Raw genomic sequence first — 13,357 nt, 5'->3', positions numbered from 1 at the left:
GCTGCTCTCCCCGCACCACTGCTCCAAGAAGGTCATGTATGCGCCGGGGGAGGACGGCGAGGAGGGGCGCAAGCAGGACATCCTCGCCGCCGCCGAGGCAGCGAAGGCCGCCGCGGCAGCCCCGGCTCCGGCCGCGGCCGCCCCGAGCACCGCGAAGAAGGCCCCGACCCTGGAGGCCTCCCCGCTCCGCGGCCAGACCGTGAAGATGCCCCGCATCCGCAAGGTCATCGGCGACAACATGGTCAAGGCCCTGCACGAGCAGGCCCAGCTGTCCTCGGTCGTCGAGGTCGACGTCACGCGGCTGATGCGCCTGCGCGGCCAGGCGAAGGACTCCTTCGCGGCCCGCGAGGGCGTCAAGCTCTCCCCGATGCCGTTCTACGTGAAGGCGGCGGCCCAGGCGCTGAAGGCCCACCCGGCCGTCAACGCCCGGATCAACGTCGAAGAGGGCACGATCACCTACTTCGACACCGAGAACGTCGGTATCGCGGTGGACTCCGAGAAGGGCCTGATGACCCCGGTCATCAAGCACGCGGGCGACCTCAACATCGCCGGCATCGCGAAGGCCACCGCCGACCTGGCGGGCAAGGTCCGGGCCAACAAGATCACTCCGGACGAGCTGTCCGGTGCGACCTTCACGATCTCGAACACCGGCTCGCGCGGCGCGCTCTTCGACACGATCATCGTGCCGCCGAACCAGGTCGCGATCCTGGGCATCGGCGCCACGGTCAAGCGTCCGGCGGTCATCGAGACGGAGGAGGGTACGGTCATCGGCGTCCGCGACATGACCTACCTGACGCTCTCCTACGACCACCGCCTGGTGGACGGCGCCGACGCCGCCCGCTACCTGACGGCGGTCAAGGCGATCCTGGAGGCGGGCGAGTTCGAGGTCGAGCTCGGCCTGTAGTTCCGCCCCCGCCACATCGCACGACGAGGTGCCCCCGCCCGGTTTTCCGGGCGGGGGCCCTTTGCGTTGGGGTCACTCTGCGGGCCGGTGGGGGCTGGTCGCGCAGTTCCCCGCGCCCCTAAAAGATGAAAAGCCGGGGGCGCAGCCCCGCTTTTCAGGGGCGCGGGGAACTGCGCGACCAGCCACAACGGACCCGCACCCGCCAAACCACCGCAGCACCCACCCCCTCACGCGCCCACCCTCAGCGGAGCAGCGCGTGTAAGTCTCGTCTCACCTGCACGAAAGCGCCCCCGGCACCTCTCCCCACGCCGGACCCGGCCTTATTGTCTAGAAGTCAACGCCCTCGGGGCCGGAGCGCCCCTACCCAAGGAGCTTCAATGACCGCGCCCGTCGTCCACTCGCTCCGCGAACAGATCCGCGAGCACATCGTGGAGGGGATCGTCAGCGGTCGCTGGAAGCCGGGCGAGCGGATCGTGGAGCGCCGGATCGCCACCGAGCTGGAGGTCAGCCAGACCCCCGTGCGGGAGGCCCTGCGCGAGCTGGAGTCGCTGCGCCTGATCGAGTCGGCCCCCAACAAGGGCGTACGCGTACGCAATCTCACCGCGGCGGACCTGGAGGAGAGCTACCCCGTGCGGGCCGGTCTGGAGGCCATCGCGGCCGAGCTGGCCGCCGAGCGGCTGGCCGCCGACTGCTCGTCGCTCGAACCGCACGTCACCGCCCTGTACGAGGCCGACCGCAAGGCCGACGGCACCGGCCAGGTCCGCCACACGGTGGCCTTCCACCGCGAGCTGGTGCGCGCCGCGGGCAACTCCGTGCTGCTGCACACCTGGGAGGGCCTCGGCATCGAGGTCTTCACGGCCCTGTCGATCCGCTGGCTGGGCACGGTCCAGCAGTCGTACGCGGAGGAGCACGAGGCGCTGGTGGAGGCGTTCCGCCGCCGGGACCCGCTGATCGCGGAGCTGGTGAAGGCGCATGTACTGGGCTGCGCGCCGAGGACGGGCAGCGAGCCTTCCTAGCCACGCCCGCCGCGCGGCGATGGGCCGGAACACCGGAGCACAAGCCCGCTCAGAAGTACCCTCACCTGCGAAGACAAGGCACGCGGTGCCCTGCACCGAGACACCCCGTGCCTACTTTCTCGCGATCAAGAGGTTTTGCCCTTCAACCCTTTGATCGATCATCGATCAGCGAGTTACAGTCATCGGCGGGCTCCCACCAGAGCCTGCCGCCCTGTCCTGCCAAAGACCAAGGGCACCCCCGAAAACCCCTTGCCGACGAGGGAACCCCCCTCCGCATCCGGGAGGCGGCGCAATGACCGACCCCACCGCAATCCAGCCGAGCGAGCTCGACCAGCTCCCGGACCGTGACCCGGAGGAGACCGCCGAATGGCAGGCCTCCCTGGACGCCGTCACCAAGGCGGCCGGGCCGCACCGTGCCGCGTACCTGATGCGGCGCACGCTGGAGCGTGCCGAGGGCAACGGCCTAGCGCTGCCCAAGCTCCTCGAGACTGACTACGTCAACACCATCCCGACCGCCGCCGAGCCCACCGTGGACGGCGACGAGGCGATGGAGCGCAGGATCACCGCGTGGAACCGCTGGAACGCGGCCGCGATGGTGACCCGGGGCGCGAAACACGGCGTGGGCGGCCACATCGCCACCTTCGCCTCCGCGGCCTGGCTCTACGAGACCGGCTTCAACCACTTCTTCAAGGGCAAGGAGGCCGACGGGTCCGGCGACCAGCTCTACATCCAGGGCCACGCCTCCCCCGGCATCTACGCCCGCGCCTTCCTCGACGGCCGGCTGAACGAGACGCACCTCGACAACTTCCGCCAGGAGGCGGGCGGCAACGGCCTCCCGTCGTACCCGCACCCGCGGCGCCTGCCGTGGCTCTGGGAGTTCCCGACGGTGTCGATGGGCCTCGGCCCGCTGTCGGCGATCTACCAGGCGCGCTTCAACCGCTATCTGACCAACCGCGGCATCAAGGACGTGTCCCAGTCGCACGTCTGGGCCTTCCTCGGTGACGGCGAGATGGACGAGCCGGAGTCGACGGCGGCACTCGCACTCGCCTCCCGCGAGGGTCTGGACAACCTGACCTTCGTCATCAACTGCAACCTCCAGCGCCTCGACGGCCCGGTCCGCGCGAACTTCAAGATCGTGCAGGAGCTGGAGGCCCAGTTCCGCGGTGCCGGCTGGAACGTCATCAAGTCGCTGTGGGGCAACGCCTGGGACGAGCTGTTCCGGCTCGACACCACCGGCGCCCTGGTCCGCCGTCTCCGTGAGGTCCCGGACGCGCAGGTGCAGACGTACCAGACCCGTGACGCCGCCTACATCCGCCAGGACTTCTTCGGCGCCGACCCGGCTCTCGTCGAGCTGGCGAAGCTGCTGAGCGACGACAAGATCCTGGAGTGCTTCCACCTCTCGCGCGGTGGTCACGAGGCGCGCAAGGTGTACGCGGCCTACAAGGCGGCCGTCGAGCACAAGGGCGCGCCCACCGTGATCCTCGCGCAGACGGTCAAGGGCTTCACCCTCGGCGAGGGCTTCGCGTCGAAGAACGCCAACCACCAGATGAAGAAGCTGTCGACGGACGAGTTCAAGCAGATGCGTGACCTGCTCGAACTGCCCATCAAGGACAGCGACTTCGTCGACGGTGTGGTCCCCTACGGCCACCCGGGCGCCGACTCCCCCGAGGTCCGCTACCTCCAGGAGCGCCGCGCGGCCCTCGGCGGTCCGGCCCCGGCCCGCCGTACGCACGCGGTCGCCCCGCTGCCCGCCCCCGCCGACAAGGCGTTCGCGGCCTTCGACAAGGGCTCCGGCTCGCAGAACGTGGCGACGACCATGGCCTTCGTGCGCCTGGTCAAGGACCTGGTCCGCGACAAGACGTCCGGCAAGCGCTGGGTGCCGATCGTCCCCGACGAGGCGCGCACCTTCGGCATGGAGAGCCTCTTCCCGTCCCTCGGCATCTACTCGCCGAAGGGCCAGACGTACGAGCCGGTCGACCGCGACCAGCTGATGTACTACAAGGAGGCCAAGGACGGCCAGATCCTCAACGAGGGGATCACCGAGGCCGGTTCGATGGCCGACTTCATCGCCGCGTCCACCGCGTACTCCACGCACGGCGAGACGATGATCCCGTTCTACATCTTCTACTCGATGTTCGGCTGGCAGCGCACGGCCGACCAGATGTGGCAGCTCGGCGACCAGCTCGGCCGCGGCTTCCTCGTCGGCGCCACGGCCGGCCGCACGACGCTGACGGGCGAGGGCCTGCAGCACGCGGACGGACACTCGCCGGTCATCGCGGCGACCAACCCGGCCGCCCTGTCGTACGACCCGGCGTTCGCCTACGAGGTCGCGACGATCGTCAAGGACGGTCTGCGTCGGATGTACGGCGAGGCCGCGCCCGGCGAGGACCAGAACGTCTTCTACTACCTCACCGTCTACAACGAGCCGATCCCGCAGCCCGCGAAGCCGTCGGGGCTCGGTATCGACGAGGGCATCGTCAAGGGCCTCTACCGCTTCAACACGGCGGAGTCGGCCGGCGTCCAGGTCAACGCCGCCAACGCCGCGCGCATCCAGCTGCTGGGCTCCGGCACGGCGATCCACTGGGTCCTGGAGGCGCAGAGGCTGCTCGCCGAGGAGTGGGGCGTGGCCGCGGACGTCTGGTCCGCCACGTCCTGGACCGAGCTGCGGCGCGACGCCCTGGAGGCCGACGCGGCGCTGCTGCGCGGCGAGGACCGGGTGCCGTACGTCCGTCAGGCGCTGCAGGGTGCCGAGGGGCCCGTCCTCGCGGTCTCCGACTACATGCGGCAGGTGCCCGACCAGATCGCGCAGTGGGTCGAGCAGGACTACTCGTCGCTCGGTGCGGACGGGTTCGGCCTGTCCGACACCCGTGAGGCCGCTCGCCGGCACTTCGGTGTCGACGCGCAGTCGATCGTCGTGGCGGCGTTGGCGCAGCTTGCTCGGTGCGGCGAGGTGCCGGCGTCTGCGGTGAAGGAAGCGCGGGAGCGGTACGGGTTGTAGTTCGGCTGCCGGTGGGCTGTGGCTGGTCGCGCAGTTCCCCGCGCCCCTGAAAAGCGGGGCTGCGCCCCTGGCTTTTCATCTTTTAGGGGCGCGGGGAACTGCGCGATCGGCCCCCACCGGGCCCGCACTCGCCCACCCGGCAAAATGAACGCATGCGTGCTGCCCGGCTCATCAAGATGGTGTTGCTGCTCCAGTCCCGGCCGTCGATGACCGCCGCCGAGCTCGCTCGGGAGCTGGAGGTGTCGGAGCGGACGATCACCCGGGACGCGCAGGCCCTGTCGGAGGCCGGCGTCCCGGTGTACGCGGACCGCGGCCGGGCCGGCGGGTACCGGCTGATCGGCGGGTACCGGACCCGGCTGACCGGGCTCGCCAGGAGCGAGGCCGAGGCCCTGTTCCTCTCGGGCGTGCCCGGCGCGCTCCGGGAGATGGGCCTGGAGGACGCCGCCTCCGCCGCCCGGCTCAAGGTGTCCGCGGCCCTCCTCCCCTCCCTCAAGGACGCCTCCCGCACCGCGTCCCAGCGTTTCCACCTGGACGCCCCCGCCTGGTTCGCCGAGCCCAAGACGCCCGAGCTGCTGCCCGCGGTCGCGGAGGCGGTGTGGGACGACCGTCGGATCACCGCGCGCTACCGGCGCCAGGAGACCGATGTGGAGCGCGAGTTGGAGCCGTACGGGCTCATCCTCAAGGCGGGCGTCTGGTACGTGTGCGCCCGCGTCACCGATCCCGGGTCCTTCCGCGTCTACCGCATCGACCGGTTCACGTCGGTCGAGTCCGGCGACGAGCGCTTCAGCCGCGACGAGGGGTTCGACCTGCCGGGCTTCTGGGCGGAGCGGTCGGCCCAGTTCGCGCGTTCGCTCCTGCGGGCGACGGTCGTGGTGCGGCTCACCGAGGCGGGCGCGCGGCGGCTGAAGCACACCGTCGATCCGCTCTCCGCGCAGGAGGCCCTGGCCGTGGCCGACCCGCCCGACGACGCGGGCCGGGTGACGGTCACGTTGCCGGTCGAGTCGCACAACGTGGCGTACACCCAGCTCCTCTCCCTCGGCCCCGAGGTGGAGGTCCTGGAGCCGTCCGAACTCCGTGAACGCTTCGCCGAGGCGGCGGCCAGGACTGCGGCCTACTACGACGCGCAGGGGTGAAGGCTCGGCGCCGCGGGCTACCGGTAGCCCGTGACGTCCGCCGGCTTGCCCTGTGACTCCACCTCGATCATGTAGCGCCATGCGTCGGGCGCCGAGCCGTCGACGTCCGTGAAGCCGTACTCCTGGGCGAGGCCGCCGCTGGAGAGCGACTGTCCGTTCCAGCGGGCCGCGTCGGGGTCGGCGGCGAGCGCGACCAGGGCCCGTCCGACGTAGGTGGGCGTCTCGGAGATCGCGAAGTGCGGGACGTGCGCGCAGGCGTCCCGCCAGTTCTCCTCGGTGACCTTGAAGGCGGTGTCGAGCATCGCCTCCGAGCGCAGCCAGCCCGGAGTCAGGCAGACCGCCGTACAACCGTGCTCCTTGAGCTCCTCCCCCAGGTCGTGGGCCATGCGGATGGGGGTGGTCTTGGCGAGGTCGTAGAAGAACGGCTTGCGGTAGCGGCGGTTGTACTCCTCCGTGCCGTCGGTGACCTCGACGAGCAGCCCGCCGGGGTTGCGGACGAGGAGCGGCAGCGCGGTGTGGCTGGTGATGACGTGCGACTCGATGCCGAGGCGCATGATCCGCAGCCCCTTGTCGAGGTCCATGTCCCACATGTCGGGCTGCTTCTCCGCCGACCAGTCGAGGAGGACGTCGCCGCCCCACATGTCGTTGACGAGGATGTCGAGGCGGCCCTGCTCGCGGTCGATGCGGCCGACGAGGGCGCGTACCTGGCCGGGCTCCAGGTGGTCCGTCGGGACGGCGATGCCCCGGCCGGTGGCGCCCGCGGCCTCGTCGCCCAGTTCGGCCGTCTCCTCGATGGTCTCGGTGGTCCGGCCGACCTCGCTGACGTGCTCGCGTGTCGTGCGTCCCGTCACGTACACGGTGGCTCCGGCGCGGCCCAGTTCCACCGCCATGGCCCGTCCGGCGCCGCGTGTGGCACCGCCGACCAGGGCGACCTTTCCCTTCAGTTGCGGGGCGGACTGCTGCGCTGAGGTCTGTGCTGTCGTCTCCATGGTCCGAGCATCGCGCCGAATACCGACATCTGCTGTCGGACTTTCCGTGGGCATGTGCGCGCATAACGATCTGCCTGTCCCCGGGTGCGCGGGCCGGGTCGAGGCCCGATGCTTGTCCCGTGATGGACGAGACGGAGTTCTGGGAGCTGGTGGACGCGACCCGCGAGGCCGCCGAGGGCGACCCCGAGGAGCAGGCCGACCTGCTCGTGGAGCGGCTCGTCCAGTTGGACCCCGAGATGGTCCTGGACTTCGCCCGTCATTTCGAGGCCCGCTACAACCGTGCGTACATGTGGGACCTGTGGGGCGCGGCCTGGATCCTGCTCGACGGGGCCAGCGACGACGCCTTCGACTTCTTCCGCTGCTGGCTCATCGGCCAGGGCCGGGAGGTGTACGAGGCCGCCGTGCACGATCCCGACAAGCTCGCCGAGCTGCTCACGGACTTCGACGACGAGGTCGACGGGGACGGTGAGGAACTGGGCTACGCGGCGGACGAGGCGTACGAACAGCTCACCGGCACGGTCGCCCCGGACCTCGGCATTCCGGCGGCGCCGCCCGAGCCGCTGGGCACCGCGCTTGACCTGGAGAACCAGGCACAGCTGGCGGAGCGCTTCCCCCAGCTGTGGGACCGGTTCGCGGACTGACGGGCGGTCCCAGCAGCGGACCGACGGGCAGTCCCACCGGGAGAGCCCTCTTCACCGGGAGAGCCCGTCTCACCAGGAGGAGCCGCGCGGGCCCGCCGTACGGATCTGGTGCGCGGGGGCGACCACGGCGGCGGGCCAGGCGGCTGCCGTGGGCGAGCCGTCCTTGCGTCCGCTCAGCGGCGGCGCCGCGTTCGCCCGGTCCAGTGCGGACGCGGTGACGGCGGACGGCCCCACCACCACGGCTGCCACCACACAGGCCACGGTCCACGGGCTGCGTGCGGCCCGTGCCCACAGCGAAGTCCCCCGGGTCTGCTGCTCCTTGCGACTGCTCATGATCCCCACCTCCGGTCAGTGCGTGCCTCGACGCTAGAAGGCGTGGCTCGGGGTGATCCGTGAGCCGCCTGTGGCGTACCTGTGAGGCGTGACGGGGAGCGGCGGGGCGGGCGGGAGCCTGACGGAAGGGCGCAGGCCCCTAGCGCCTGCCCTGGAGTTGGGCCGCGTGTTCCCTGATCTCGGGCAGCCGGGCCATCAGGGCGGCGCCCGGGCAGGCGGTCCAGTAGCCGTCGGTGTGGCCGGAGACGGCGGTGAAGGTCCCGCGGGTGCCGGCCGGGAACCTGCTCAGGCTGTTGGTGGAGACGAGCCGCACCGGGGCTCGCGGGTCGATGCCCACAAGGCCGAGTTTCCAGGCGGCGACGGCCGCTATGGCGTCGGTCATGGCCTTGGGGACCGGCACGCCCGCGGTGAAGGTTCCTATCGCGGCGATGCCCGCCGTGCCCACGTTGAAGCCCTGGGTGTGCGCGCCGACGACGGCGCGGTCGATGCCGCCCGCCCGGCCCTCGTAGATCGTGCCGCAGCGGTCGACGAGGAAGTTGTAGCCGATGTCGTCCCAGTGCCGGACCCCGGCCTGTCCCGCGTACAGGTAGCGGATGATCTTGGGAGCGTCGGCGCAGTCGTAGTCGTTCGGCGAGTCGGTGTGGTGCACGAACACGGCGGTCACGCGGCCGGCGTACCGGGTCGGCGGCCGGGTGTAGGCGGCGTCGGCCAGCCAGCGTTCTCTCGGCACGATGGGGGGCCGGGCGGCCTGGTGCCCCGCGGCGGCCCGCGCCGCGACGGGACGCCTGGCCTCACCCGGCGTGCGGTCGACCCCCACGGCACACAGCACGAGACCGGTGACGGCGACCAGGCCGGGGACACAGGCGAGGGCGATGCGCGCGGGCCGGGGTATGCGGGCCAGGGCCGAAGGACGCGGCTCGGTATCGGCGGACGGACGGGGCCCGGTATCGGTGGACGAACGGGGCCCGGTGTCGCCGTCGGCTTCGGGCCCGGTCCGCCGGAGCACCCTTCGCCACCGTGCGCGAACCACCCGCAGCGCGCCACGGGCGCGGTGTGGCGGAGGGGTTCCATGGGCGCACATGGGATCCACTCTCCGGGACAGTCGGGCCGTCCGCGATGTGTGCTGTGCCACCCGGTGGAACCAACGTCCCGGTCCGAGACGTTTCTACAGGTCCACGCACGCGTGCCGGATGGCCGGTTTCCACGTGCGCGTACCTGATCACTGGGCCCTCCTGGCACGTACTAGGAGACCCAAGAGAAAGGGAGCTCCGTGGACCTGCTCGACATCCTGCTGTTGCTGGTGATCCTCGGTTATGCGGCGTCCGGCTACCGGCGCGGGCTCGTCGCGGGCTGTGTGTCGCTGGCCGGCTTCGTGGGCGGTGCCGTGATCGGCGTATGGGTGCTGCCCTGGATGATGGACCTGGTGGAACCGGGGACCACTGCGGCGACGGTCACGGCGGTGCTCACGGTGCTGCTGCCCGCCGCCGCGGGCCACGAGCTGGCGGGCCGGCTGGGGGTGAAGCTCCGGCGCGAACTGGACCGGGGTCCCCTGCGCACGGTCGACGGCGTGGGCGGCGCGGCGGCCAACGCGGTCGCCGTGATGCTGGTGGCGTGGGTCGCCGCGAGCGTCCTCGGCGCGTCCGCCTCGCCCGTGGTCACCTCGTCGATCCGTAACTCCGCGCTGCTCGGCGCGGTGCAGGACTCGATGCCGGACGCCACCCCGGCCTGGTTCTCCCGGGCCACCTCGGCGCTCACGGAGGCGGGCTTCCCGCAGGTCTTCAACCCCTTCGAGAACGAGCCGGCGGCGAGCGTCGCCAAGCCCTCCGGGGACAGCGTCACCGCGGCCGCCACCCGGGCCGCCCAGCGCTCCACCGTGAAGGTCGAGGGCTCGGTCGGCACCCAGGGCCGCGAGGGCAGCGGTTTCGTGTACGCGCCGGAGCACGTGATGACCAACGCGCACGTGGTGGCGGGCATCGACGAGCCGACCGTCCGCGTGGGCGGCACGGGCAAGGCGTACGAGGCGAGGGTCGTCCTCTTCGACCCGGAGAAGGACGTGGCCGTACTCGACGTGCCGGGCCTGAAGGCGCCCGTGCTGCCCTTCGACGACAGCGCGACCCGCGGCGACGCGGCCGTGGTCGCGGGTTACCCGGAGGACGGCGGCCTCGACCTCCAGGCGGCCACCGTCGCCAACAAGATCAACGCCAGGGGCCAGAACATCTACGGCTCCGACCCGGTGACCCGCGAGATCTACTCGATCCGCTCCACGGTCCGCCCCGGCAACTCCGGCGGCCCGCTGCTGACCACCACCGGCAAGGTCTACGGCGTCGTCTTCGCCCGCTCCACGAGCGACAACGAGACGGGTTACGTGCTGACCGCCGACGAGGTCGCGGCCGACGCGCAGCGCGCGGCGAAGGCCAAGGCAGCGGTGGACACGGGCGACCTCGTCACCTCCTGAGCCCGGAACCGCACGGGCGGCTCCCGAGCCTCAGAAGCGGATTCCGCCGTCCGTGCAGGGGGCCATGGCGGACCTCTCACCTTAGGGGTTACCGAACACTTGCCCCGAGCACTCCCCTTCCCGGTGAACGTGCGGCGCAAATCGCCCTGCGGCACCCCGAAGAGCTCGATGACACCGCACATTCAGCTTGTCCGGTAAACGAGTTGTCGGACCTACCGCCGGGTGGGCGGGAAGTAACGCCTGTGGAGGCCCGGGTAAGACCACACCCCTCGGGGAGCGGCAGGGGCCTGCGAAGCAGGAACCCAAGGTGGTGCCACATCGTGGTACGGACCGTAATCGCCCACGCGGACGAGGACGCCAATTCCGCAGCAAGCAGGACGCGCGGGACGGGCCGCTGCTCGCCAAGATCAGCGGCCCGCCGGGCGCTGCTGCGGGCGTCCGCCGAGGACCCGGCTCTGCGCGCGGTCTGGTACCGCGTGAACCAGGAGTCCGAGGACAAACTCATCCCCCTGGTGGCGCGGCTGGCGGGCGACGGCGCCGACCCGCTGGAGATCCGCCTCGCCGCCGCGGCCGCCACGGACGCGATCCGGGTCGCCCTGGAGACCTGGGCAGAGTCGGACGCGGACGTCGAGGGCCCGGGCTCACCCGCGGAGCTGGCGGTGCACTGTCTGCGGGAACTGACGGGCGGGATGGGTTTGTTGGCGGAGCCGCGGAAGGGCTGATCCGCGGAAGGGCCGGGCTGAGGATCGAAGGATCACTCAGACCGCGGTCCGTTCGGGCTCAGAGGCCGCGCCCCATGAGTACGTCGTCCACGTACTCCCCGTCGAGGTAGAACTCCCCCGGCTGGATCCCCTCGATCACGAAGCCCTCCGACTCGTACAGCTGGCGGGCCGGGGTGTTGTGGCCGAGGACGCGCAGAGTGATCCGCAGGGCGCCCTGGCGGCGGGCCTCGGTGACGACCGCGCGGATCAGGGCCCGCCCCACGCCGATACCGCGTGCCTCTTCGTCGACGGCGAGGCCCTGGATCTGCCGTACGTGCGCGTTCGAGACGAGCGGGGTGGGGAAGCCGAGCCGTACATAGCCGATGACGCGCCCGTCCAGCTCCGCCACCAGGTGGTCGCGGGGGCCGAAGCGCTCGTTGAAGAAGGGGTCGTACGGCGGCTGTTCCTGGGGTCTGACGGCGTGCTGATAGGACCAGATCGCGCGGTCGAGACGGCCCAGGGCCTCTTCGTCGTCGGGCCGGGCGGTGCGTATGGACGGCTCGGGCATGGCGTGATTTTACGACCGGCGCCCGCGGCGCCGTCCGGTGTGCCGGACACCCCTCGGCGCACCTCTCCCGGGGTGGCTGGCGGAGGATGGGGCCATGGAGACTTCCCGAATCGCCGTGGCCGGTGCGTCCGGCCTCATCGGCAGCGCCCTGGTGCGCTCGCTGACCGCCGACGGGCACGAGGTGGTGCGGCTGGTGCGCCGTACGCCCCGGGCGAAGGACGAGGTCGAGTGGGACCCCGAACGGCAGTACGTCGACGCGGCGGGGCTCGTCGGCTGCGACGCGGTGGTGAACCTCGCGGGCGCCGGCATCGGCGACCACCGCTGGACGGACGAGTACAAGCGGAAGATCCGGGACAGCCGGCTGCTCGGCACGGCCACGCTGGCGGAGGCCGTCGCCTCGCTCGACCGGCCGCCGCAGGTCTTCCTGAACGGCAGCGCGATGGGCATCTACGGAGACACCGGCGAGCGGGCCGTGGACGAGAGCGCGCCTCCCGGGATCGGGTTCCTGCCCTCGCTGTGCGTCGAATGGGAGGAGGCGGCGGCTCCCGCGGAGGAGGCGGGCGTACGGACCGTCTTCGCGCGCACCGGCCTGGTGGTGGCCGCGAAGGGCGGCGCCTGGGGGCGGCTCTTCCCGCTCTTCAAGGCGGGTCTCGGCGGGCGGATGGGCAACGGGCGGCAGTACTGGAGCTACATCGCGCTGCACGACCACGTGGCCGCGCTGCGGTATCTGATCGACTCCGAGTCGCTGTCCGGCCCGTTCAACCTGACGGCTCCTGAGCCGCTCACCAACCGGGAGATCACGGCCGCGATGGGGCGCGTGCTGCACCGGCCCGCCGTCTTCGCGGTGCCCGCGCCTGTGCTGAAGCTGGTGCTCGGGGATATGGCGCAGGAGGTCCTGGGGAGCCAACGGGTGGTGCCTACCCGGCTGTTGGAGTCGGGGTTCACTTTTGCGTTTCCGGGGATCGAGGAGGCGATCAGGGCGGTTCGGTAGCGCTCCGCCCGGCTGCGGTCATGTAGCTGCGGGCCGGTGGGGGCTGGTCGCGCCCACGCGGCGGAGCCGCATATCGACACAGCCCCGCGCCCCTTACGGGGCACGGGGCACGGGGCACGGGGCGCGGGCATAGTCCCCGGCCGGCAGGACCGACCCATGCGACCTGCGTGCGACCGTGCCCTGTTCGTGCGCGAGTTCCCCTGGCCGTCGGCGGCCCTACCCTCGTGCCGAACTCGGGTATTCCTGGAGCCCGTTGGGGGCATCACGTTCCCAGCAGTCACGCGACCTCGGGGAGGGGCACGTGCTTGAGCCCGCGTATCAGGCGGACGTCGTCATCGTGGGAGCCGGAGTCGCCGGACTCGCGGCCGCCCATCGGCTGAACAGCGCAGGTGTAACGACCGTAGTCCTGGAGGCCGCCCCTTACGTGGGCGGCCGTATGACGACCGAGAAGGTCGACGGCTTCCGTCTCGACCGCATCGGCCAGCTCCTCTCCACGTCCTATCCCGAGCTGCGGCTGACCTCTGGCCTCGACAGGCTCGCCCTGCGGCCGTTCGCCCCCGGCGTGCTCGTCCACGCCGACGGCCGCGTCCACCGGGCCGGCGAACCCGCAGGCGCCGGGGGCGCACGG

At 71.5% G+C, this 13,357-nt stretch carries 12 protein-coding genes and 1 pseudogene; 9 read left to right on the top strand and 4 right to left on the bottom strand.

What is annotated here, in order from left to right:
* The 4 genes from O3Q52_RS35075 to O3Q52_RS35060 form a co-directional block, all read left to right on the top strand.
* Positions 1-904, top strand: a 904-nt coding sequence (locus tag O3Q52_RS35075; protein ID WP_269652676.1) for a 2-oxo acid dehydrogenase subunit E2, incomplete at its 5' end; no start/stop codon positions are given.
* Positions 905-1,281: 377 nt separating this feature from the next.
* Positions 1,282-1,920: a GntR family transcriptional regulator gene (locus O3Q52_RS35070; RefSeq protein WP_143631160.1), complete on the top strand. Its 639-nt coding sequence runs from the start codon at positions 1,282-1,284 to the stop codon at positions 1,918-1,920.
* A 292-nt stretch (positions 1,921-2,212) separates the two neighbouring features.
* Positions 2,213-4,918, top strand: coding sequence for a pyruvate dehydrogenase (acetyl-transferring), homodimeric type (gene aceE, locus O3Q52_RS35065; RefSeq protein ID WP_269652675.1), 2,706 nt, complete (start codon positions 2,213-2,215; stop codon positions 4,916-4,918).
* Between the two features lie 152 nt (positions 4,919-5,070).
* Positions 5,071-6,051 carry a YafY family protein gene (locus O3Q52_RS35060; protein WP_269652674.1) on the top strand — a complete coding sequence of 327 codons (981 nt, stop codon included), beginning with the start codon at positions 5,071-5,073 and terminating at the stop codon, positions 6,049-6,051.
* Positions 6,052-6,068: 17 nt separating this feature from the next.
* Here O3Q52_RS35060 and O3Q52_RS35055 read toward each other — a convergent pair whose 3' ends face one another.
* Entirely contained in the window at positions 6,069-7,040 is a 972-nt protein-coding gene (locus O3Q52_RS35055; RefSeq protein WP_269652673.1) for an SDR family oxidoreductase, read from the bottom strand.
* 122 nt (positions 7,041-7,162) lie between these two features.
* Here O3Q52_RS35055 and O3Q52_RS35050 point away from each other — a divergent pair, with 122 nt between their 5' ends.
* Positions 7,163-7,681 (top strand): DUF4240 domain-containing protein, encoded by a 519-nt coding sequence (locus tag O3Q52_RS35050; protein WP_189838530.1) that lies wholly within the window; start codon positions 7,163-7,165, stop codon positions 7,679-7,681.
* A gap of 69 nt (positions 7,682-7,750) precedes the next feature.
* On the opposite strand, the gene O3Q52_RS35045 is transcribed toward O3Q52_RS35050, so the two are convergent.
* Both O3Q52_RS35045 and O3Q52_RS35040 read right to left on the bottom strand, forming a co-directional pair.
* A complete protein-coding gene (locus O3Q52_RS35045) occupies positions 7,751-8,014 on the bottom strand; it encodes a hypothetical protein (protein WP_269652672.1) in 264 nt (87 codons plus the stop codon).
* Between the two features lie 139 nt (positions 8,015-8,153).
* The gene (locus tag O3Q52_RS35040; protein ID WP_269652671.1) at positions 8,154-9,020 is read right to left on the bottom strand and encodes a peptidoglycan recognition protein; all 867 of its coding nucleotides are present in this window, start codon (positions 9,018-9,020) and stop codon (positions 8,154-8,156) included.
* A gap of 264 nt (positions 9,021-9,284) precedes the next feature.
* On the opposite strand from O3Q52_RS35040, the gene O3Q52_RS35035 reads away from it, so the two are divergent.
* Positions 9,285-10,469 carry a MarP family serine protease gene (locus O3Q52_RS35035; protein ID WP_269652670.1) on the top strand — a complete coding sequence of 395 codons (1,185 nt, stop codon included), beginning with the start codon at positions 9,285-9,287 and terminating at the stop codon, positions 10,467-10,469.
* 425 nt (positions 10,470-10,894) lie between these two features.
* A pseudogene (locus O3Q52_RS35030) lies at positions 10,895-11,191 on the top strand (TetR family transcriptional regulator); the annotation flags it as partial.
* 58 nt (positions 11,192-11,249) lie between these two features.
* Here O3Q52_RS35030 and O3Q52_RS35025 read toward each other — a convergent pair.
* The gene (locus O3Q52_RS35025; RefSeq protein ID WP_269652669.1) at positions 11,250-11,738 is read right to left on the bottom strand and encodes a GNAT family N-acetyltransferase; all 489 of its coding nucleotides are present in this window, start codon (positions 11,736-11,738) and stop codon (positions 11,250-11,252) included.
* 94 nt (positions 11,739-11,832) lie between these two features.
* Here O3Q52_RS35025 and O3Q52_RS35020 point away from each other — a divergent pair, with 94 nt between their 5' ends.
* Both O3Q52_RS35020 and O3Q52_RS35015 read left to right on the top strand, forming a co-directional pair.
* Entirely contained in the window at positions 11,833-12,729 is an 897-nt protein-coding gene (locus O3Q52_RS35020; RefSeq protein WP_269652668.1) for a TIGR01777 family oxidoreductase, read from the top strand.
* Between the two features lie 301 nt (positions 12,730-13,030).
* Positions 13,031-13,357 (top strand): NAD(P)-binding protein (locus O3Q52_RS35015; RefSeq protein ID WP_269652667.1); only part of this gene is annotated, 327 nt, incomplete at its 3' end.

This window comes from Streptomyces sp. ActVer (genome assembly GCF_027270795.1).
GTDB lineage: Bacteria > Actinomycetota > Actinomycetes > Streptomycetales > Streptomycetaceae > Streptomyces > Streptomyces umbrinus_A.
The sequence above is the reverse complement of the archived record's forward strand: the minus strand, read 5'-3'. Positions and strand labels throughout refer to the sequence as shown.